Origin of the sequence: Labilibacter marinus, from assembly GCF_001659685.2 — a bacterium.
GTDB classification, from domain to species: domain Bacteria; phylum Bacteroidota; class Bacteroidia; order Bacteroidales; family Marinilabiliaceae; genus Saccharicrinis; species Saccharicrinis marinus.
Window position 1 is genome coordinate 92,536 of record NZ_LXYE02000024.1, and the last position, 24,503, is coordinate 117,038.

The 24,503-nt window shown below is 35.9% G+C and carries 12 protein-coding genes; 10 read left to right on the forward strand and 2 right to left on the reverse strand.

Annotation, left to right across the window (positions count from 1 at the left end; all coding sequences use genetic code 11):
* Nucleotides 1–250: 250 nt before the first annotated feature.
* From A8L32_RS11315 to A8L32_RS11325, 3 genes are all read left to right on the forward strand, one after another.
* Nucleotides 251–2,170 carry a hypothetical protein gene (locus A8L32_RS11315; protein ID WP_066630675.1) on the forward strand — a complete coding sequence of 640 codons (1,920 nt, stop codon included), beginning with the start codon at nt 251–253 and terminating at the stop codon, nt 2,168–2,170.
* 74 nt (nt 2,171–2,244) lie between these two features.
* Nucleotides 2,245–4,098: a sulfatase family protein gene (locus A8L32_RS11320; protein WP_066630676.1), complete on the forward strand. Its 1,854-nt coding sequence runs from the start codon at nt 2,245–2,247 to the stop codon at nt 4,096–4,098.
* Between the two features lie 33 nt (nt 4,099–4,131).
* On the forward strand, nt 4,132–5,661 hold the full coding sequence (locus A8L32_RS11325; RefSeq protein WP_066630677.1) for a sulfatase: 1,530 nt from the start codon (nt 4,132–4,134) through the stop codon (nt 5,659–5,661).
* 110 nt (nt 5,662–5,771) lie between these two features.
* Here A8L32_RS11325 and A8L32_RS11330 read toward each other — a convergent pair whose 3' ends face one another.
* A complete protein-coding gene (locus A8L32_RS11330; protein WP_075590580.1) occupies nt 5,772–6,689 on the reverse strand; it encodes a hypothetical protein in 918 nt (305 codons plus the stop codon).
* Nucleotides 6,690–7,406: 717 nt separating this feature from the next.
* On the opposite strand from A8L32_RS11330, the gene A8L32_RS11335 reads away from it, so the two are divergent.
* The 3 genes from A8L32_RS11335 (at nt 7,407) to A8L32_RS11345 (ending at nt 12,942) form a co-directional block, all read left to right on the forward strand.
* Complete coding sequence (locus A8L32_RS11335; RefSeq protein WP_066630680.1) at nt 7,407–10,241, forward strand: family 78 glycoside hydrolase catalytic domain; 2,835 nt, start codon at nt 7,407–7,409, stop codon at nt 10,239–10,241.
* 38 nt (nt 10,242–10,279) lie between these two features.
* Nucleotides 10,280–11,395: a glycoside hydrolase family 88/105 protein gene (locus A8L32_RS11340; RefSeq protein ID WP_083631284.1), complete on the forward strand. Its 1,116-nt coding sequence runs from the start codon at nt 10,280–10,282 to the stop codon at nt 11,393–11,395.
* Between the two features lie 122 nt (nt 11,396–11,517).
* Nucleotides 11,518–12,942, forward strand: coding sequence for a sulfatase family protein (locus A8L32_RS11345; RefSeq protein WP_066630683.1), 1,425 nt, complete (start codon nt 11,518–11,520; stop codon nt 12,940–12,942).
* 47 nt (nt 12,943–12,989) lie between these two features.
* Here the strand turns inward: A8L32_RS11345 and A8L32_RS11350 are convergent, their stop codons facing one another.
* The gene (locus tag A8L32_RS11350; RefSeq protein WP_066630685.1) at nt 12,990–13,874 is read right to left on the reverse strand and encodes an AraC family transcriptional regulator; all 885 of its coding nucleotides are present in this window, start codon (nt 13,872–13,874) and stop codon (nt 12,990–12,992) included.
* Nucleotides 13,875–14,273: 399 nt separating this feature from the next.
* On the opposite strand from A8L32_RS11350, the gene A8L32_RS11355 reads away from it, so the two are divergent.
* The 4 genes from A8L32_RS11355 to A8L32_RS11370 all read left to right on the forward strand — a co-directional run bounded on the left by A8L32_RS11355 (nt 14,274) and on the right by A8L32_RS11370 (nt 24,501).
* Nucleotides 14,274–15,539, forward strand: coding sequence for an alginate lyase family protein (locus A8L32_RS11355; protein ID WP_066630689.1), 1,266 nt, complete (start codon nt 14,274–14,276; stop codon nt 15,537–15,539).
* A gap of 334 nt (nt 15,540–15,873) precedes the next feature.
* Nucleotides 15,874–19,266 carry an InlB B-repeat-containing protein gene (locus A8L32_RS11360; protein WP_066630690.1) on the forward strand — a complete coding sequence of 1,131 codons (3,393 nt, stop codon included), beginning with the start codon at nt 15,874–15,876 and terminating at the stop codon, nt 19,264–19,266.
* Between the two features lie 425 nt (nt 19,267–19,691).
* On the forward strand, nt 19,692–22,217 hold the full coding sequence (locus A8L32_RS11365; protein ID WP_066630691.1) for a heparinase II/III domain-containing protein: 2,526 nt from the start codon (nt 19,692–19,694) through the stop codon (nt 22,215–22,217).
* A 22-nt stretch (nt 22,218–22,239) separates the two neighbouring features.
* Nucleotides 22,240–24,501 (forward strand): glycoside hydrolase family 3 N-terminal domain-containing protein, encoded by a 2,262-nt coding sequence (locus tag A8L32_RS11370; RefSeq protein WP_066630896.1) that lies wholly within the window; start codon nt 22,240–22,242, stop codon nt 24,499–24,501.
* The last annotated feature ends 2 nt before the right edge of the window (nt 24,502–24,503 follow it).

Sequence of the window (24,503 nt, forward strand, 5' to 3'; positions counted from 1 at the left end):
CAGGCGCTAAAGAATCCTATGTTTGCTATAAAAAGTATAAATATTAGATCAATTAAATAAAGCAAAAAACGTTATTTTTATATAACATAAATGTCAGTGTGACACATGTGTTCATTTTTGGTGCTATAATTCAATAAAACGACCAGTGTTTTATATGTGGTCAGATTATTCAAAGGTAATTTTGATAGTAACCTTAATTAGTAATGTTTTCTATTTGCAGGTGTTAAGGTTGTATAAAAATTAATATACAATGAATCGTAGAAAGTTCTTACAGTTATCGGGAATGGGAGGAGTTATTTTGTCATTGCCATTGAGTAATTTATTAATTGGATGTAATGATAAGCAAGTACACTCAAAGGAATATAGAAGATTGACCTATGATTTGCTGAAGGATTGGTGTGACGGGATGATAGATGTACAAGTTATTAATCCTTCAGACCCAAAGGTGCATGGCATGTTGAATTGTCCTTCATGTAGTATTGTTCACACCCGTTTGATGGATGCGGTTTATCCTTTTTTATATATGGCGAAGGCTTCGGGAGATAGTAAATATTTGCATGCAGGTATAGCGCTAATGGAATGGGGCGACAATGTATCCAGACAAGATGGTGCCTGGACCAATGAACTTAAACCGAATTCATGGGATGGAATTACTGTATTTGGTGCAATCGCACTTGCAGAAGCATTGCATTATCATGGTGATTTGTTAGATGAAGACAGACGCAAAAAGTGGATGGGTCGTTTGGCTGCAGCAGCTTCGTTTGTTTATAAAAAGTTCCCTAAGGTTGATGCTACAAATATTAATTATGGCGCAACTACAATGTATGCGTTAAACCTTATTGGAAGAATATTGGATAACTCACAATATATCCAACGCAGTAGAAAGTTAGCAGCCGAAATTACACACTTTTTTACAGAAGAAAATGCATTTCTACTTGGGGAGATTAAGCCATCTGCTCGTCAATTAAGCAAAAAAGGTTTACCAGGTATTGATCTTGGTTACAATGTAGAAGAGTCTTTAAATAGTATTGTATTATATGCCTTGCATGAGAATGATGAGGAGTTGCTATCATTAGTAAATAAGTCATTAAATACTCACCTTGAGTTTATGTTGCCTGATGGAGGATGGGATAACGGATGGGGTACGCGTATGTACAAATGGAGTTATTGGGGAAGTAGAACTTGTGATGGAATACAGCCTGCATTTGGCATGATGGCTCATTACAACCCAGCCTTAGGAACGGCTGCATTTAAAAATACGGAGTTATTAAAGCAATGTACAAATAATGGATTATTACATGGAGGACCTCATTATATTTCTAGGGGAATTAAACCTTGTGTTCATCATACATTTGCACATGCTAAACCGTTAGCTACAATGCTTGATCATTGGGAACATTTGCCAAAAATCAATAAGAAAATACCTTTACCCCGAGAAATTGCAGATGGCTTAAAATATTACAAGGAAATTGATACGTCCTTGTTTGCTCGTGGAGACTGGAGAGGAACGATCACTGCCTATGATGCGGAGTATTATCATAAAAAAGGATTGCGTTATCATGCTACTGGAGGAGCATTGTCTCTCTTATACCATAATAAGGTAGGACTTCTTTGTACAGCAAGTATGGCAATATACAAAATGGTAGAAGTATATAACCAGCAGCCGGCATCAGGAGAGGATATTGCCTTGACACCACGTGTGGAGACTTATAAAGACGATGTTTGGTATACAAATATATTGGATTTAGAGGCGAAGTTTAATTCCTCGGATAGAAATAGTATAATAGAATATTCTTCAAATGCTCAGTTAAAAAGTGATGCTAGAAAGGTTGTTGAGGGAACTGCTGCAGATTTCAAATTAAATTATCATTGTTCTGAGGAACAATTTGAAATTATTATTAGTACAGAACAGGAAGTATTAGAAAAGACTGCATTTGTACTTCCAATTGTTTCTCCTAATGATGAAAAGGTTAGGCAAATATCTTCTCATGAAATTGCTATTTCAAAAGCTAAAGGATTAGTAAAAATTACATCTAGTGTTCCTTTGGAGATAAAAGAGATGTCTGATAGTAGAACATTTAATATGGTTCCAGGAGTTGAGGCTGTACCTATTATGGCATATTTTACGGAAACTGGAAAAGAGGTAAAAATTAGTATTGCAATTCAATAAAATTCTCTTTTTGAAGTGCCTTAAGTTACCTTAAGACGCTTTTGTTGTTTAACTCATATTATTCTCAAATAAAAATGAAAAAGGCATTTCAATTATTTTTAGTATTTACTCTGGTTATATTGTGCTATTCGTGCCATACCGAAAAAGCCAAACTTAGTCCAAACATCTTATGGATTACAAGTGAAGATAACAGTGCTTTATTAGGCTGTTATGGGGATGAATATGCTCGCACGCCCAATCTGGATAAGTTAGCTAGCGAGGGTTTTTTATACACACACGCATATGCCAATGCACCAGTATGCGCGCCAGCTCGTAATACCATTGCTTCGGGTATTTTGGCAAGCGCAGGTGGTCATTCCAATATGCGAAGTTTTTATAAGCGTGGAACAGGTGTTCGCTTTCATGCCGAGGTATTGCGCGAACTGGGTTATTATTGCACCAATACCTATAAAACAGATTATAATACGAATGTTGCTACTGAGATTTGGGATCAATGTAATAAAATGGCACATTATAAAAATGCGCCAGAAGGAAAGCCGTGGTTTGCTATTTTTAATCTAAATATATCGCACGAGAGTAAAATTCATACGCAATTGCCTGCTGATGAGTTAAGTCTTGATCCTAAAAAAGCACCCATTGCACCTTATCATCCACGTACTAAAGATATGGAGCATGATTGGGCACAGTACTATCAGCGTGTTAGCGAAATGGATGCACAGGTTGGAGACATACTTGCGCAGTTAGAGGCCTCTGGTCAGGCTGATAATACCATCGTGTTTTATTACGGTGATCATGGAGGTGTTTTAGGTCGCAGTAAGCGCTTTGTTTATGAAACAGGTACCCATGTTCCGTTTATTGTTCGTATTCCAGAAAAGTATAAATCCTTATGGCCTGCCGAAAAAGTCAATTCTAAAGTTGATCGAATCATTACTTTTGCCGATTTGTATCCAACCTTGCTTAATATTTTAGGTGAAGATATTCCTGAATCGTTGCAGGGGCAGGCTTTTCTTGGAGATGATTTAAGTGAGAATCCAAAATATGCTTACATGTTTCGTGATCGTATGGATGAGTGGTACGACATGAGTAGAGCGGTAAGAAGCAAGCAATATCGTTACATTCATAATTACATGCCGCACCGTATATATGGTTTACGTCTTGAATTTATGTTCCGAGCCAAATCATTGCAATCATGGGAGCAGGCTTATAAAAATGGGGAGTGTAATTCGGTGCAAAGTAGGTTTTGGGAAACCAAGCCTACCGAAGAGTTGTACGATACTGAGAATGATCCTTGGGAAATCAATAATCTTGCAGAGAATCCAGAATACGCAGATGTCTTAAAAGAAATGCGAAAAGCCAATCGTAATTGGTTAATCAAGATAAAAGATACAGGCTTTCTGTCGGAGGATGAGCGTCTTGTTCAGGCCAAGGGCGATGCTTTGTATGATTATTTTCAAAGTGGTAAGGTGGATATCGAAAGTATTATTGATGCTGCGGATCTGGCTTCGTATGGTAAAGTGGTTAACAAAACGAGGATGGTGGAGTTTCTTCAATCGGGTGATGCCGCTGTTCGTTATTGGGGAGCTACCGGCTTGTTAATATTGGGTGAGCATGCAAAATCGGAAGTGAGTGCTCTTAAAGCCGCTGTTAATGATTCATCAGTGAGTGTATCGATAGTGGCTGCAGAGGCTTTGTATCAGCTTGGAGAAAAAGAAGCAGCTTATAAGGGATTTACAAGAGCTATTAGAACCGATAGGGAGTTTGCCCAGACCTTGGCTATGAATTCCATTTATTTGTTGCATGACGATAGCCAAGTAATGAAAGACGAAGTGCTTAATGCCTACAAACGTATGGAAGTGAAAAAACGGAGTAAGTACAACTACCGTTGCGTTATGAATTTGGCTAAGCAATGGGGCATTGAAGTGAAGTAGTTTTTTTGTAAGATTTTAATTTAAAGATATATCATGAAGAAGTTTAGTTACATTGTATTGGCCTCTTTGGTACTGATGCTTTCATCTTGTGGCAATGCAGGCAAAGAAGAAGTTAAGGATGCTACTCAAAATCCGCCTAACGTATTGTTTATCGCGGTAGATGATTTGAATACGTGGTTGGGTTGTTTAGGGGGATATTCTAATTCTAAAACGCCTCATTTAGATCAGTTGGCAGGGCAAGGTGTTTTATTTTCTAATGCCCATTGTCAGGCTCCACTTTGTGGCCCATCACGAGCTTCCATTATGTCAGGCTTGCGTCCTTCTTCAACTGGTATTTACGGTATGATTAGCGATGGGAAAATCAGAAGAGATGATAAACCATCAACAAAAGATATCATCTTTTTGCCAGAGTACTTTAGGAATCATGGTTACCATACCATGGGAATAGGTAAGTTATTTCATATTCATGCTCCTCAAGGAGTTTTTGATGAGTCGGGTGGCCGAGTAAAAGGATTTGGGCCACTACCAGAAAAACGTTTTGTTTGGGATGGACGTGGAAACGCTGAGCGAGGAAAGTATGGTAGAACCAGTACCGATTGGGGTGCTTTTCCTGAGGCTGACTCTTTAATGCCAGATCATGGATCGGCTAATTGGGCCATTGAACGTTTGAATAGAAAGCATGATAAACCTTTCTTTTTAGGGGTTGGTTTTTTGCGTCCGCATGTACCATTGTATGTGCCGCAAAAGTGGTTTGATTTGCATCCGCTTGACGGTATTGAGCTTGCGCCATATAAATCAGACGATTTAGATGATGTGCCTCAGGTCGGACTGCACATCAATGATTTACCTATGATGCCTTCAACCGAATGGGCTAAAGAGACTGGTGAATGGAAAAAAATTATTCAAGCCTATTTAGCATGTGTAAGTTATGTCGATTATGAGGTTGGGCGCGTGTTAAAAGCACTCGAAAATAGTGAGTATGCCGATAATACCGTTATTGTTTTGTGGTCCGATCACGGTTACCGTATGGGCGAAAAGGGTACTTTTGCGAAACATGCCTTGTGGGAGCCAGCTACCAAAGCGCCTTTGATGTTTTCTGCACCTAATTTGCCTAAAGGGAAGGTGATTGATACACCAGCTGAGATGTTATCGATTTACCCAACTTTATTAGAGTTATGTGGATTGCCTGCCTATGATAGGGTAGAAGGGGAAAGCTTGGTGTCTACGATGTTGTCAGATGTTATAGATGAGGATGCCTCTGCATTATGTACTTTTGGCGAAAATAACCATGGTATAAAAGCTTTAGGGTATAGATATATACGTTATGAAGATGGCAGCGAAGAGTTGTATGATCATCGTACAGATCCTAACGAATGGGATAATATAGCTGGCAAACCAGAAAGTAAAGATATGATTAAAGCCTTAAAGAAGTATTTGCCGGAAACGAATGCCAAGTGGGATTCCCTATCTTCTTATACCTTTCAGCCTTATTTTGTAAATCAAAGAGCTAGGTCACGAGGCGAAAAAGTTGGTAAAGTAAACGTCATTGGTGCGACTCATTAGTGCTCTATGATTAACAAATAGAATCATCTTTTTTTTAACAGATAAAAAGAGGTTGTCTCTTGTGATTTTGAGACAACCTCTTATTGTTTATCAGCTTAACACTACGTTTATTAGTTGTATGATTGACTCATACCATCCCATAATATCTCCGCTTCTCCACCTTTGCAGCGATATGCTCCAAAACGAATTTTAGCTTGTAGCGCTCTTTCTGGGCTAGGTACATTCCAATTGTAGTCTGTACCTCCAATTCTTACATTTACATAGTGTACTAGGTTACCACGGCTGTCTTTCTTAAAGCCATTTTCCATTCTAACGAATTTACGGGTATTAGCAGGTATATTGGTTAGATAAACCAATTTCCTTCCACCCAATCCAGAACCCCCGCGGGTAATTATCTGTTCTCTGTAAATATTAAAAGATACCTGAGTACTCCCAGAAAATATAGGTTTTGCAACTAATAAACAAATGGCAGGATCACTTGATCCTTGATTGTTTCCATTAGCATCCGGACCATGTTTTCCTTTTGCTTGCATAATATATGTACCAGCTCCATCTCGAATATCCTCCCTTGGATAACTGTCAGAAATATAACCAGCTCTCTTAATTGTAACATACCCCGAAATTTTAACATACTTACCCGAGGTGGCACTATTAACAGTATAGGAAGCACGCTCTATTCTGGGCTGTAAATTATCTATATGGTTGGTACCCGCAGCAAGTTTATAGACTCCCTTAGTCGTGTTATCTTCCGAAATTTGATAATAGTTAGCAAAACATGTTCGATCATCAATCTCCTCTGTTTTGGTAACACTAGTCTTATTTACATCGTTAGGGAAGGTGTACTTTTGTATATTTTTATCAAAGCATTTTGAATTGTTCGTTACCGATTTTAATATACCTTCATCCTCAAGGCACATATCTGTAACTTTCGCATCATCTAACTCAACGGCTTCTGTGCAGCTTATAAGGTTAACAGTAAGCATTCCTGCGACAAGCCATTTCATTGTAAATTTGTTGATTCTTTTCATAGATTTAATTTTAAAAGTAAATAATTTTCTCGCTTACATTTTTGATTCATTGCATATATTTAATGATCTATTAAGGGAGTGTAGCTGATTAATCATTAGTGCAATAGCATTAAAAATGTGCTTCAAACTTACTTTTGTGTATTTATTTAAAATTAAAATTCTAGGGCTTTTTATTGAAGAAATTAACCAAAATTGAACAAACCTCTTCATATTGATTTATTTGTTCAATTACTCATAATCAATACGATAACTTTGTTGATGTTGGAGCTGTAATTGCGACACTGACAGATGATTTTATCTCAATACCCAAAAGAAAAATATTTTAGCAAGTTTTTTTAACTGTATTGCTTGTGTTTGGACATAAACCGATGTTTCTTCACGAAAAAGATATAATCCTATATTTTAAATAAATCGCTCTATTTGGCGTATAATTTTTATTCGTAATCAATTTAGTGAAGTTGTAGAGTAATGCGAATGAATACAAACTATTGCTTCGTCTCTGTTTATCCATGAACTTTTTTGTAATGATAGGTGAGTGCCGGAATTGAACACATACTTCAGAATGGAGGTATTTTTCATAAATGCACTATAATTTAAATAGGTTGATGCATTACTTCATTTAATGCAGGAGTAAAGTTGTTTTTTTTGTTCTTAGGAAATAGTGTTGAATTTAAAACAGATAATTCAGCCTTTAATCATTAAATAAAAAAAGCAGGAATGTTGTATAGATATTTTACCTTATCTTTTTTGTTATTGTTCTTGAGTACTTCTTTCTATGGACAATCTCTTGAATTTAAATCTTTGACATGCAATTCGCAAAGTAATCCGATTGCCATTGACAATCAGTCTCCGTTATTCTCATGGGTAGTTAAGTCCGAAGGTTTTAATCGCTCGCAAACAGCTTATCAAGTATTGGTTGCTTCTGAAAAAGAGCTTTTGCAACAAAATGAGGCTGACTTGTGGAACTCAAGTAAAGTAAATAGTTCGCAATCTGCTTTTGTAAGATATCAAGGGGCTAAGTTGCATACCCTGAAAAAGTATTATTGGAAAGTTAAAATTTGGGATGAAAGTGGAATAGAATCAAACTGGTCTCCTGTTAATAGTTTTGAAATGGGATTATTAGTCGATTCAGATTGGGGCAACTCAAAATGGATAACTTTGAGTAATGATACCCGTACCTCAGAATATAGATTTCGTGATTATAATGCAGGGCACAATAAGCCATCGGTTAAAGTAACGAGTCAGGCAGTCGGATATTTCAGAGGTATGATGAATGCTGAGAAAAAGGTAAAGAGTGCCCGTGCATATATATGCGGATTGGGTTATTACGAATTATATATTAATGGTAAGAAAACGGGTGACCATGTATTGGATCCTGCGCCTTCAAATTACGACAAACAAGCCTATTACATTACATACGATGTAACTGATCAAATTAAAACAGGAGAAAATGCGGTCGGTGTTATTTTGGGTAATGGTTTCTACGGTCAATCAATTTCATGGAAAAGAGATCCTGAATCAGAAAGAGATCTTTCATACGGAGCTCCAACAGCTCGTATACTCATTAAACTTACTTACGAAGATAATACAGAAGCTGAATTTTATTCTAATGAAAATTGGAAGAACTCAACAGGTCCTATCGTTTTTGATAATGTTTATGGTGGCGATACTTATGACGCTCGATTCGAAATAAACGGATGGAATACAGTTGATTATAATGATAAAAAATGGACGTCGGTAAAAATCATTTCTCCAAACTTAAATAAGGTAAGCGCAAATCAAATGCCTACTATCCGTAAACTTAAGGAATTTGAACCACAGCGGGTATTTAAATCAGTTAAAGGTAATTGGGTGGTTGATTTTGGTCAGAATATTGCTGGCTGGGTTAAAATTAATGTGAAAGAGAAAAAAGGGAAAGTAATTAACATTAAACCAACAGAAGCGTTAACGCAACTGGGTGATGATATTTACCCGGGTTCAACAGGTGGCGGTGCCAATGGTATGCCTCAGTTGTATACTTATATATGTAAAGGAAATGGCCTTGAAAGTTGGGAGCCAAAATTCTCTTATCATGGTTTCCGATATGCCGAAATTACAGGAGTATCTACAAAACCTGATGCAGATATGATTAGAGCTGTTTTAGTTGCTACCGATGTGGAACAGACAGGAAGTTTTAGCTGTTCAGATCCATTATACAATAAAATGGATACCATAAGTAAATGGACTATTATAGATAATTTGCATGGTATACCGGAAGATTGTCCGCATCGTGAAAAATGTGGTTGGTTGGGTGATGCTCATGCCTTTTGCGAATATGCTTTATATAATTACGACTTAGGTAATTTTTATAAAAAGTATATGGAAGATATCCGCACTCAATTTAAAACAGTAAACGGAAATAATAAGTCCGGCGAGAAATTTCGCGTTCCAACCATGATTGCTCCAGGTAAACGTACATCTTCTATTGCCAAGTTGGATTGGGGTGTGGCTACCATGTATTTACCATGGTATAACTATATCTATTATGGAGACTCAAGTATCGTAGTAGAGTATTATGATGATATGAAGGAACTGACCAACTACTATCTTACTTTCAAAAACGAAAAAGGAATTATAGATAATGGTATGGGCGATTGGTGTCCTCCGCGTTGGGATAGAAAAAGAAATCCACTTGCCATGGAATGCCATCCGGTTGTTTCTGCAAATGCCTATTTCTATGATATCTTAGGTATTATGAAGGCTTTTGCCGTAATGAATAAGGATGAAGCATTTGAGGCAAAGATGGAAGCTGAGCAGGAAGAACTTTTCATAGCTTTTAATAAAGAATATTTAAAAGCAATTCCAATGACACCACATAGTTGGTATGGTAGCCAAACAGCTACTGTTATGGCACTACAGTTTGGTATGGTTCCAAAAGAGAAGATTCAAACTGTGGTGGATGGTTTATCGTATAATATCGTTGCGGTAAAAGGAGTGCATCACGCTGTGGGTATACATGGTAATCGTTATATATATACGGTATTAAATAAATATGACAAGGCAGATTTAGCACATCAGATATTAACTACGCCAACTTTCCCAAGTCAAACCTATGTAATGAATTATGGTTTTACTACCTGGCCTGAGCGTCAGTTTTTCTGGGAAGATATGGAGGGCTTAAGTAATTCCTTAAATCATCCTATGCATAGCGGATTTGCCGCTTATTTCTTCGAATCATTGGGGGGTATAAAAACAAGTTATGAAGCAGTAGGATACAAGGAGTTTGATGTAAATCCTGTGTTTCAGAAAGAAATTACACAAACGACAGTAAGTGTTCCAACACCTTATGGAAATATTAATAATAATTGGAATATAGATGACTCTCAATTTTCAATGCAATTAACAGTGCCATTTAATACTAAGGCAAAATTAACTCTAACTGCTAATGAGCTAGAAACATTAAGTATTAATGGTATTAATTGGGTGGAGTATAAAAAGAAAAATAATATTGATTTAGTCAATGGAGCTTTGAAACTTGGTTCAGGTAAGTATTTAATAAAGTATAATAAATAGTCATTTTAAAATAAATCATTCATTATAAAAGGAATAAAATGAGAATGTTGAAATTTATTATGGTGGCAATAGCAATATGTATTGCCTTACCATCTTTTGCTCAGGATATTAAGCCCGAGGAAGTAAAGAAGGAGATGAAAAGAGTTGCCGATTGGCAAATAGAACATTTTGGTGATACATATAGTGGCAGAAAAGAGCCACATCATCCTTTAGCTTGGACTAACGGAGCTTTGTATGTGGGTATGGTTAAATGGGCCGACTTAGCAGATGATGATACCTACTGGGAGTGGATGAAAAATATAGCTATAGAAAACGATTGGAAACTACATGAGCGTATGTACCATGCTGATGATCATACAGTGGGGCAAATGTATATTGAGTTATATCGTAAGTATGGAGATAAAAAAATGATTGCTCCTACAAAAGAGGCTTTAAGATATATCAAATTTCATCCTGCTCAAACATCCTTACATTGGGTTGGAAACAAAAATTATAAGCACGATCGTTGGAGTTGGTGTGATGCCTTATTTATGTCACCTCCAGTTTGGGCTAAGTTGTACAAGGAAACAGGGGATAAAATGTACCTTGACTTTATGATGAAAGAGTTTAAAGCCACAACAGATTTTTTATTTGACAAGAAAGAAAAACTTTACTACCGAGATCAAAGTTACATGGGTAAGTTAGATAACGGAACGAAAATTTTCTGGGGTCGTGGTAATGGATGGGTTCTTGCTGGACTTGTAAATGTTATGGAAGAGCTTGATCCTGCATCTAAGGAATACAAGTATTTCCTAAAGATCTTCAAAAAAATGTCGGCTAAATTGCTTGAGATTCAAACTGAAAAAGGACATTGGGCCATGAGTTTATTGGGAGATGAGTTTTATCCAACTCCAGAAACTAGTGGTACTGCATTTTATGCTTTCGGTTTAGCTTGGGGAATTAACCAAGGTATATTAGATAAAGAGAAATATGAACCAGCTGTTAAAAAGGCTTGGAGTGCGCTGGTAAGCTATGTAAACGAAGATGGGATGTTGGGATATGTACAGCCCATTGGAGCTGCTCCTGGTAAAGCTTGGGTGGATAAAACAGAGGTTTATGGTACTGGAGCTTTCCTAAGTGCAGGGGCTGAGATATACAAAATGTATAAGAAATAGTATCAAAGCCGTTATGTTTTACATAGCGGCTTTTTTTTTCGTAATAGTAATGTGTGGCACACGGGGCAATGATTGAATTTCTTTGGGTGTTCCATTTGACAAATAAAAATAAATTTAAACAAATGAAGACGTATAAATGGCTTGCCATGTTACTGCTTTGCATAATTGCATTAAGTAGTTGTCAAGAAGAAAAGAAACCTAATGTAGTATTTGTTTTAACCGATCAGTGGAGAGCTCAAGATTTAGGTTTTATGGGGAATGATCAAGTTAAAACACCAGCTTTAGATATTTTAGCAAATGAGGCTATCGTGTTTACTAATGCTATTTCAAATATTCCTGTTTGTGGACCTGCACGTGCTTCATTAATGACTGGCAAATATCCTTTAAGTCATGGAGTGTTTTATAATGATAAACCTCTGCGTTCCGAAGAAATATGTATTGCCGAGGTATATAAAGAAAATGGGTATAAAACAGCTTATATTGGTAAATGGCATATAAATGGGCATGCTCCGGGTGTGAGTAATAATGTAGGTCGTAATCTACCAGTACCATCGGATAGGCGTCAAGGTTTTGATTATTGGAAAGTGCATGAATGTACACACAATTATAACAACTCAGTGTATTTTGATGAGCTAGATTATAAGCATAAATGGAATGGGTATGATGCTATAGCACAAACCATGGATGCAAAAAAATATATGCAAGCCAATAAAGATAATCCATTTATCTTGTTCTTGTCATACGGTCCTCCTCATGCACCATATAATTCAGCCCCTAAAAAGTTTAAAGAAATGTATAAGGACATGGATATAAGATTACGCCCAAATGTACCGCAAGAAAAGGCTGAAAAAGCAAAGGATGCTTTGAGAGGGTATTATGCACATATGTCTGCTCTGGATTACTGTGTGGCTGAGTTACAAACAGAAATAAAAAGCCTAGGTTTGGATGAGAATACCATCTTTGTTTTTACCTCAGATCATGGTGATATGATTCACTCTCATGCACAAACAAAAAAACAAAAGCCTTGGGAAGAATCTATTTTAGTTCCGTTTATGCTTAAATATCCTGCAAAATTTAAGGGCGGAGAGCAATTAAGAAAAATGTTTTCTTATCCTGATATTATGCCAACTTTACTGGGTTTATGTAATTTACCTATTCCAACATCAGTTGAGGGTATTGATTATACAGGGCAACTATTAGGCAAAGAAGAACTAAACGTTAATGGTGCGTTTATTACTTGCCCAGTGCCTTTTCATCAATGGAGTTATAAGGCAGGAGGTAGAGAGTTTAGAGGCATTAGGACGGAAAAATACACCTATGCCAAAGATTTAAATGGACCATGGTTGTTATACGATAATCCGAATGATACTTATCAGCTGAACAACTTAGTTGGTAACCCAGAATATAAGGAAGTGCAAGCTGATTTAGAGGAAAAGTTACAAAAGATGTTAGATGAACGTGGCGATGAATTCTTGGAAGGTGCTGAATATATGAAAGCTTGGGGATATCACTGGGATAGGAATGATTCTATAAAAGTTTGGAAATAAGAATTTAAAATATAGAGAAATACTTCCTAACAGCTTCCTCTGCGCTGTTAGGGTTTTAGTATTTTGGTTTTTCTAAATTGTTTGGGCGTAATGCCCATTTTTTGTTTAAATACTCTATTGAAATAATAATCAGATTCAAAGCCTAGTATAAATGCAATTTCCTTTTGTGTTTTATGAGTAGATAAAAGCAAGTCTTTGGACTTTTCTATCTTTATAGATAGGTGATACTGAAGTGGCGATATACCTGTTTGCTTTTTGAAGTCGAGCCGAAATTTAGAATAACTAACACCTAATTCTGAAGCCATCCGTTTTAAGTCAATATGGCCATTTATATTTTTATACATCAGATGTTTGGCGTTGGAAATCAAAGAATTTAAGTGGTCGTTATTATGACTGCTTTGTTGTATATTATATAATTCAGCCATGAGTTGAATACAAATGCCCGAGCCTAACCTTTGATAACCAAAGGGCTCATTGTCAAACAAGGTATAGAGTGCATCAAAGTGATTTAATATAACTGTTGTATTACATTTTTTTATCAACGGGTTTTGCGCATTAAAGAAACCATTCGTAATAAATTGTTTCGCAATTTTTCCTGAAAATCCAATCCAGCGTTCGGTCCATCCTGATTTTTTAAGGGGTTTATATCGATGCCATACACCAGGAAATAACAAAAAGCCATCACCAGCTCCTATCTTTTTAACACCAGACTCCTTACTTTCAAAGATGCCTTCTCCATCCGTCACCAAAACAAGATGAAATTCATTCAAAGTCCTTCCTTCATCCCATGTAAACATATAGTTGCCAGGGTGGCCTTGAGAGGGATATACTTCTCCTTTATCAATTTTGGTACTTCCTAAATCATTTACATAGAAGCCCCATTCTTTATCTTGTTCAAAAACCAAAAGGTATTTACGATAACTGTTTTTCAATGCTTTTATAATTAATTGTTTGTAATGTATATATATATAAGAAAAAAATCATTGTGATTTATAAGTTCAAGAATAGGGTGTTTTTTATACTAAATGAAGAATAAGTTCTGCTTTTTTTAGCCCTTTTAATATAATTTAGTTTCAGCGTTTTACAAACTACTTTTAGGTAATTAATGATTTTAAATTTTAATGTGAGGACTAAGATTAAAAAATAAATTTTAACTTAAAAAGCGGATAAAGTAATTGTGAAGGAATCTACATGTATCAATTATTGCAAAAGGAAGATTTCTATCGAAGTCTTCCTTTTTTTAACGTTTTCTTTAATTTTTAGCTTAATAGAAAACTCCTTTCTTTAAGTTAAAGAGATCTTTTTATTATATATTTAATCATGTTTATATTATGGTCGAAAAAAATACTTCTTCATCTTCAACTAAGATGATAATATTGATTTTGGGGTTTGTACTTCTTGCTGTGAATCACCAAGTAGTTGCAAGTGCAGGTGAATTTATCTATCAAAATAGAACTAGATTAGATTTTGTGAAAAATCGTATTCAAGCTAAAGATCCATATTATTTGAATGCTTATAATTCCTTAATTACCCATGCGAATAAAGCCCTTTTGGCCAAGGCCAATCCTGTTGTTAATAAAACTCAGTTGCCTCCAAGTGGAGATATACATGATTATTTAAGTTTGGCTCCTTATTGGTGGCCTGACTCAAGCAAAAAGGATGGTTTACCCTGGATTAGAAAAGATGGATTAATTAACCCCAAAACTAGAGGTAATAATACCGACCAACAAAGGCTCTCAACCTTGTTTAATAATATCAAGTATCTATCATTTGCATACTATTTAAGTGAAGATATGCAATATGCGAATAAAGTGAAAAGTTTAATTCAAGTTTGGTTTATCGATGAACAAACAATGATGAATCCAAATGTGAATTATGGGCAAGGTGTTCCGGGTAGAAATACAGGTAGGGAATTTGGTATTATTGAGTTTGAAGGTATTAATGCTGTAGTTACTGCCATGGAAATGATGGAGCAAAACGACCTAGTTGATGATGTTTATGTAAAAAGTGTAAAAGATTGGTTTACCTCCTATTTATATTGGTTGCAAAACAGTGCACTTGGAATAAGAGAAGGGAATACTAAAAACAACCATGCGGTTTGGTACGATCATCAGCTGATTGGTATTCAGTTGTATTTAGAAAAAACGAAGGATGCAATACAAACCTTGGAGGCATTTAAAACTAAGCGTATAGAAGCGCAGATTGCTATGGATGGTAGTTTGCCCAATGAGTTAAAAAGAACCAAATCGGTAAACTATTGTACCATGAATATGCGTGGTTTAATGATGGTGGCAGAAATGGGAAGTATTGTTGGTATAGATTTGTTGAATTATATAAGTGATGATGGGAGAGGTATAAAAAAAGCACTATATTTTTTAAAACCATACGTAGAGTGTAATAAAGAATGGACTTGGAAACAAATCAAAGGAGGAGGATCTGTTCAGGCCATCGAGGACAAAATGAAACCAGCTTGTTTTGGTATTGCAAAATCTATCTATCAAACTGACTTCGTTTCAGTTTCTAACAAGGTTCATGAAAATATGAGTTTTATGGATAGAATCATATATCCGTATAATTATTGCGAAGAATTGAAGTAATGATAATGGATATATAGCTGTCGTTATTATAGTTAGAAAGGTCTACTCTTTGGTGGATAATTTCATAAATTTTCCGAATCTACTTAATACTTATTTACTGAAATAGAACATTACTAATTCTTAAATGAATTGGTTTGATTAACTGCTTGCTTGATATTGCATTGTTCGCGATTGGTTAAAAAAAATATATCAAATAGTTCAGTTTGATACATGTGTTCAAAAATGATGTTTAGGTTCAGCTGATTGGTGTATAGCTTAAGTTGTATAAATGGTGTAAATACTAATTTTAAGAACTGAAAGCAGATGGTAATAAATATCTCTTAAAATAGGCTTGATGAAATTCTTTAATAAAAAAATATTGTTGGTGCTTTGGATAGTAATATTAAATGATCTTTTCTGCTATGCACAATACTCACCAGGCGATATTATTCTTATATCAACCAACAGGTACGAAACAAGTAAAATTGAAGCAGAATGGTTTGATGTCACCAAATCACATAAAATAGCAGATGATGGAACAGAAGATACTTCAATTAGACCTGCTATTATTTCAGCGGGCGACAATATTACTTACGTTTCGGAGTTGGTTAATGAGATAGTGCTGAATTACAATATTTATGTTGGTGCAGGAGGAGGTAAATTCAAGGTTAATTATCACCATAAAAAACTAACAGAGTTGGGTAATATTCGCTATTGGCTCGACGGGGTTTATATGGGAGGATCTAAAAGGGCTGCACAAAGTACACTTCCCGTTGGTGTTTCGGAATGGCAAGATTTTTTTGATACCAAAATAGTTGAGCTTACTGAAGGTAGGCATACTTTCGGGTTTAAAATAAATAGAAGTAATAGCCATTTTGTGGATTACTTTGAGCTTATTCCAATCGATGGGGAGTTACCTGCTGCAGAGGAAAGCCTTGAAGATGTTACGCTTACTGTAAATGCCCAAAACGGAGTCGTGGAGCAAATTCCGAATAGAGGGGGAAGTAACCTTAAGGGCGACTTGATTAGTTTAAAAGCTATACCTGAAGAAGGATATAAATTTGTTTCTTGGTCTGAAAATGAAGCGTTAATTGGAGAATCTACTGCAAATCCTGTTGGGATTGAATTAAATAGTAGTAAAACGATTACTGCTCATTTCGAAGAAGCAGAACCTGAGTTTGTTCTTACACATCCTCATATATGGGTAAATACATCTGACAAACAAAAAATACTGGAAAATATTGCCAACCACGATTGGGCGACAAGCATGCATGCTCAGCTTATAAGTCGTCAGGCAGATAGTAAAGACAGCCATGGCACAAGTCCTCAGAATATATTGTCCGATATTCCACTTATTCCTGGAGATAGAACAGAGCATCGTGAAGTTTTGAATAAAGCAGCAGAGTGTGCTATTTTATATTACCTAACCGAAGACGAGGATTATGCGCAAATAGCTGGAGACATATTATATCACTATGTGAAAAGGCTCGAGAATGAAGATCCACTAACATTACAATTTTATACTCCAAATTTTAATTGGATGATTTCTACTCGTGAGCATTATCCCAAAATAGGTATAGTCTACGATTTTATTCAACCATTCCTTGTTAAAGAAGGTACCCAAGTTAATAAACTGGAGAGTGGAGTTATCACATCCGTAGATTTTGATTTTGAAGCCGCTCAAAAGACATTTAAAATGTTATCTGAAAGTGTGCTGAAAGTAGGTGGATTAAAATCCAACCATTCTGTATTAGAGCTTACGGGGGCTTTATATAATGTGTTATGTATTTCAGATAATGCAGAAAGGGAAAGTTATTTTAATCGTTTATGGAATGGCGATACTAAGCAAGATGCTATAACCTGGATGATTGATAATTTTACTGAAGAAGAGGGTATGTGGCCTGAATCTGTAGGGTATGCGAAAGCTACCCATAATAGGGTATTAATAGGCCTCAATGTGATTGATCGTTACAAGCCTGAATTAAATGTGATAAAAGAAAATCTTCATTTGTTAGATGGGATTTTTATTTTCGAAAATTATAAATATCCGAATGGTAGACAAATATCATATGGAGATGGCCATAGAGATGAGTCTGAAACGGATTTTATGATTCGTTCGGTATTAGCTATTAGTGATCGATTAAATTTAAGCGATTACAAACAGAAAGCTTTCTCTACACTTAAAAAACTTTATGACCAAACAGGAGGATATAACCCGGTGGTTGAGACTCAGAGTTTAGAGTGGGATAATCCCTTACAGTTATTGTGGGGTGTCGATATTCCTGATGAGGTTGATGCTTCGGATATTCCTTTGTATAGTACTATCACAGCAAAATATGCAGGTTTGGTTATGCAGCGGAATTATGTACAAGGCAATAATGAAGATCATGGCCTAATGTATTATACAGGTGGAGCTACATATGTTCATTCGCACGCAAGTGGTATCGATATGGAGCTTTATGGTGCAGGATATGTTATAGGGCCAGAGTATGGTAGTAATACTTATGGTACAGATATTCATGAGCAATATGCAGTATCTCACGCAGCTCACAATACGGTTATTGTGAATGGAGTTTCTAAAAGAGGAGAGAAAACTGATGGTAATTCTACTTGGCAAAATATAGTGGATGAGATAGTATTGGAGGCATGCGAACCTAAAGCTTATGAGAATCCAATTTCGCCAAACTTTAGTTTCTCGAGTCAATATTTAGATGATAGTTTCAATAATTGCGATCAGCAACGTACTAATAGTATTGTTCGAACGAGTGAAACTTCGGGGTATTATGTGGATGTATTTAGATCTAAGTCAAAAGGTGTCAATTCTTTTCATGATTATCTATTTCATGGATTAGGAGACGCCTTGACGCTTAAAGAAGGAAATTTAGAATTATCATTAACATCTACACCTAACAGGTATCAGAATGATATTGGTGATGATAGAAAGCAGCCAGGATGGCGTTGGTTTACGGATGCCAGGACTTCTGCAGAAACGTCGGGTAGTGTGATTGCTCGTTTTGACCTAAATGAAAGCAATAAGTATTTACACGTAAATGTTCCTGCTTCATTAAGTAGAGAGTACTCTACAGCATTAGCTCCAGAATCACGTTTTGTAAGTAATGGGTATGACAGTAAAAAAACGCAAATATTTGTAATGCGTAAATCTGGCGAGGCTTGGGATGAACCATTTGTTGCCATTTATGAGCCATCAGGAAATAATACAAGTACTATACGGTCAACGGAAATGTTGGAGCTAAATAATAAAGTTGTAGGCGTAAAGGTGGTTTCTAGGGTAGATGATACAACGATAACGGATTATGTTTTATCTAATGATGACGCTGATGCTTCTATTCATTTAACAAATGATAATATTAGTTTTCAAGGAAGGTTTGCAATAGTACGAAAAGCAAAGAAGGGAAGTAATGTAGACATTACCTTATATATTGGATCTGGCCAGCAGCTTACTTATGAAAATAATACACTGAATGCAGATAGTGATGGGAAAGGCTTGTTAGAGACTAGTATTACAGGTGTTAATGATGATTTATTAATCAATAAAATTAAGGTTTACCCTAATCCTTCGGAAAATGGTGTATTTCAATTGTCAGAATGTGTACAATTTAAGGTCTATAATATGGAAGGTGTAGTTATTGCTGCAGATGAGACAAATATGATAGACTTAAGTAATTATCCCGCCGGATTTTATTTCTTGGAAATAGGAGCAAGTACCACTAGGTTAGTTAAGAAATAATTCTTTCGATTAGTAAACTTTTTAGTAAAAACATAATGGTTTCTTTTAATGATTATGGTCTATCTTTTCACTCTATTACTCAATAAAAGATTAAAAAAAGGTAATCAATTTAGGGCGTTCATCTCTGTTTTATAATGAGGGTTAATTTATAAAACAATACTTCATCAGAATACTTAAACGTTCCTTGGAGTTTAGGTTAATTAGCTTATACATCTTCTGTAACACCTGCTCTTAAACAAGTTTTTCTATATACGAAACCTTCGAGCTAGTTATGCTTTTGGTGTGTCATTTAATAGGTATTGATTGAAAAATAATACCATTGTGAAGTATATGTTCAAGTATGAAGCATTTGTTCAAAAATATGAAGATAGGGTAACATAAAGGCGCTCGTTTTTGCAGTTACTTAGATTCTAAATTCGAAATCTATGCTAAAGGCGTGCTTTTTTAAAAACAATGTAAGTGCTCATATCATCATTTTATTGGTGTTAGGAATACTGCTTTTTTCGTGTGAGGCTAAGCAAAAAACGAATGTAAAAAGACGTCCTTTTATATTGGTTACTTCTAACGAAAGAGCGCAAGTAATTGAAAAAATAGAAACCCAAGAGTGGGCAAAGTCGATATATGCTAATTTGATTAATCGAATTGAGAAAGATGTACAATTACATCAAGAAAACCCACATGCTTTTTTAAATAAGTTACCCTTTGATAAGGAGAAAGCCAAAGACGGAAAAACTCCACCATTTAAGCAAGTATATCATATTGTTGATGGTGTTCATAAAAATTTAGATAATGCAACAAAGGAAGAATGGGCTACTGCTGCTGTTCTAGAGAAGTTTTTACAATTAGGTGTTGATTGTGGAATGGCCTATTTTGTAAGTGAGGATAAGAGATATGCGCAGTGTGCAGTCGATATTTTACATACTTATATCCAAGGAGTGCAGCAACATCAGGTTTCTGATTGGCATGGTCGTGGAGGCTGGCTTTTTCCTGATGATGGTTTTCGCGAAGTGCGGGTATTAGGAAATAAAGTTCCTTTAGTGTACGATTTTGTAGCAGAATATATCAAAGATGGTGCAAAGGCATATGATTTTGGTAAAAAGCAAGAGGTTGATTTCTCAATTGAAGACGCGCAACAAGTTTTTAGAACTTATGCTGATATTACCATTAATTACGGACATGCCGGTTCAAATCATTCCGTATTAGAAGCCCCTAATATGGTTTATAACGCCTTAGCGATGGAAGATGAAGCTGAGCGTGATAGCTTGTTAAGGTTCTTCTTATATCAAAGTGTACCTCGCCATCAGGATGCCTTAGATGTAATGGCCGCCAATTTTAAAGAGAAAGGGGATATCTGGCCAGAAACTTCACAATATCTAAATCACTCAACATCCATAATTATAAAATTAATGCTCGTATTGGATAGATATGATGCAAACTTACGCTTAGGAGATAAATATTCTAATGTGCTTTACGCATTGCCATGTCTAGATTTTCTGGTTTATCCAAATGATGAGTTGATCAGATGGGGTGATGGTAAACGCTTTGGTAGTGCGCCTTATTATAGTTATGAAGATTCTTATGCTTTGGCTGAATTAAATGGCTTAGTAGAGGTAAGGGAAACTTTTGGTCCATTGATAAATCGTGCCAAGAAGGAGAAAGGATATCAACGTAAAAATATGGAGTCTGTGTTTTGGTATGATAACGAAATAGAGGGTGATGTAAAGTCATTTTCATTAAATCGTACCGAGCGTGTATATCATGCGGGAGTCTTTTTACAAAGAAATATCAATACATCTAATAAAGTTCAGGATGGATTGATGTGTTTTGTTGGAGGAGCACATATGGTTCATGCCCATGCTGAAGGGATGAATATTGAATTATATGGCGAAGGTGAAGTATTAGGCGTTGATAATGGCCGAGGAAAATACGGGTTGGATATTCATGAAAATTATTCCCGTCTTTATGCAGCACACAATACCGTGATAGTAAACGGAAGTTCTCAAGGAGAAGGTGGTTGGTCTAACTTAGGTATCAATTCGGTTGAGTTAATTTCAATGGAACCTCAAGTAGGGAATGAAGGGGTTTCTCCAAACTACTCATTTACCCAAACTAGTTTTATAGACGATAAAGGGGACAAAGCGGAGGCTACGCAAGAACGTACTCTTTCATTAATTAGAACCTCACCAACCACTGGTTATTATGTAGATGTATTTCGCTCTAAGTCAAGCCTGCCTAATCAGTATCACGATTATCTATACCATAACATTGGTGATGCTTTAACAATAAAGAATCAAGATTTACAATTTAAGGCAACGCCCAATAGATATATGGATAATGCAAATGACGAATGGAAACGCGATAAATTTCGTCATCCTGGTTGGCATTTTTTCAAGGATGTTAAAACATCTAATAAATACGCACACGATATAGAAGCTCGATTCAATGTGAAACAATTGAAACAAGGTTCAATTTATATGCAACTGTTTGTGCCTGGTTTTGAGAATCGTGAATATACAACGGTGAATGCACCTCACACTTTTCAAGCGCCATCTCCTTACGATAACTTGGATACGCCAACTTTAATTATTCGAAAAGAAGGAGAAGCTTGGACTAATCCATTTGTAGTGGTATTCGAGCCATTTAACCAGAAAGAAAAGAATCCAAGTATACAATCAGTAGAGAAGTTGGAACAAAACGGTATTTATAAAGGCTTAAAAGTTACAAGCTCTATACCTACGGAAGATATAGTTCAATATATCATCACTCAATCAAAGGGTGAAGTATTCCAAGATTCTTTAAAAAATATCTCTTTTAAAGGAAGCTTTGCTGTGATTACAGAAAATAGCCAAGGAGAATTAAGAAATATGTACATAGGTGAAGGAGATGAGCTAATTTATAACAATAATATACTGAAGGGAAATAAGAACAATTGTGCATATAAAACATATTAAAAAACAACATAATTTAATAATCATGATCAAAAATTCAATCGTATTATTTATACTGGTGCTAATCGTGAGCGCTTGTAGTACTTCACCTAAAGGAGATGTCTACAAACAAAAAGATGCAAAGATTAAGGATAGAGTAGAAGATTTGCTGGCACGGATGACCTTAGAAGAGAAAGTAGCTCAGATGCGTATGTTTCATGCGCAATTAGGGGTTGAACTGAATGATAAAGATGAGTTGGAGCTGTCGAAGAAAGTAGCTAAAAAACTAGAAACGGGAATTGGAGGCATAAAAAACCCTGGCGAACATTATACGCCTACACGATCAGCCATATTAAATAATCAGTTACAGAAACATATTATAGAAAACAGTAGGTTAGGTATTCCTGCCTTCTTTGTAACTGAGTCTTACAACGGCGTTGATGCAGAAGGATGTACTAGTTTTGGTCGTCCAATAAATATGGCAGCTACCTATAATCGTGAGTTGGTTAAGCAAGTGTATGATGCTGTAGGTCGCGAAGCACGTTTAAGAGGATTGCATTTAACCCATTCCCCAGAAGCAGATATTGTTCGTGATCCGCGTTTTGGTCGAATGAGCGAGGCTTTTAGTGAAGATACTTATCTAACTACAGAAATGATTGTAAGTGCAATTACTGGTTTACAAGGAGATTATGAAGGATTAAAAGGTACGCATATTGGAGCGGTTGCAAAACATTTTGCGGGTTATGCCCAATTAGCTGGAGGTACTAATTTTGCTTCAATCGAGATTTCTCCTCGTACTTTAATTGATGAAATCTTCCCTCCATTTGAGGCTGCTGTTAAAAGAGCAAATACTTTAGGTGTTATGGCATCTCACGGTGATATAAATGGTGTGGCAAGTCATGCTAACCCATGGTTATTAACTGAAGTATTGCGCGATCAATGGGGGTTTGAAGGTTATGTAGTTTCTGATGCCAATGACGTGGGGCGTTTACATTATTTTATGAAGGTAGCAGAAACTCCGGAAGAAGCAGTTGCATTAGGTGTAAAAGCAGGAGTGGATGTTGATTTATATGCTGAGGATGCTTATGCTTTATTGCCTAAAATGGTAGAGAAAGATCCTGAATTACTTTCATATATTGATAGAGCAACACGTCGTGTTTTAAGAACAAAATTCGTGTTAGGGTTATTTGAAAACCCTTACATCAAAGTAGAGGAAGTTGATAAATATGTACGTTCTGAAAAAGTGTTGGCTTTAGCTCGTGCTACGGATAGAGAATCTATTATTCTATTAAAGAATGAAGGTGTTTTACCTATGAGTGCTGATAAAAAGCTAAAGGTGGCTTTAGTAGGTCCTGTATTGGATGAGTCAGTAAAAGCAAGCTTTGAAGCTATAGCTGGTAGTAAAGTAGAATTTGTTACTGAAAAAGGATTTGATTTAACAGACGAAGTTAGAGGTGTTCCAAATTTAACAGCTGAGTCAAAACAATTAAAAGGTATAGACAAAATTGTTAAAACCGCTAAAAAGGCAGATGCGATTTTACTATTTGCAGGTGGTGATGGATATACCGCTAAAGAAGGATTTTTTAACAATGCATTGGGTGATCGTGATAATATAGATCCAGTAGGTTTACAGGATGAGTTATTATTGAAATTGAAGAAATTAGGCAAACCTGTAATTGTGGTTTTAAAGCACCGAAGAACATTGTCAATCAATACTATTTCAGAAAAAGCTGATGCCATTGTTGATTGTTGGGATTTAAGTGAACAAGGTAATTATGCTATTGCTGAGGTTGTATTCGGAAAAGTAAATCCTTCTGGTAAATCTCCTGTAACTGTACCAAGCTCTATTGGACAGATCCCTTTCCATTATAGTGTAAAAGAAATTAACTTTAAAAAAGGCTATCTATTTGCTAAGAACGAACCGCTTTACCCATTTGGTTTTGGTTTGAGTTATACCAATTTTGAGTATTCGACTATGGCTATTTCAGATAGTATTATGAGTGTGGATGGTAAAATTAATGTTAGTATAACAGTTAAAAATACAGGTGAAGTTGCAGGAAAAGAAGTGGTGCAACTTTATATCAAAGATCTTTATGGTACAGTTGTCCGTCCTATGCAAGAGTTAAAAGGCTTTGAAAAAATTGAACTGAAGGCAGGAGAAAGTAAAAAAGTAAGTTTTGATATAACACCTGAGATGCTTGCTTGCACGGGTTGGGATATGACTAAGAAAGTTGAGAAAGGGGCATTTGAAGCTAGAATTGGTAGCTCTTGTGCATCATTTAGTACGCTTAACTTTCGCGTTGAATAAAA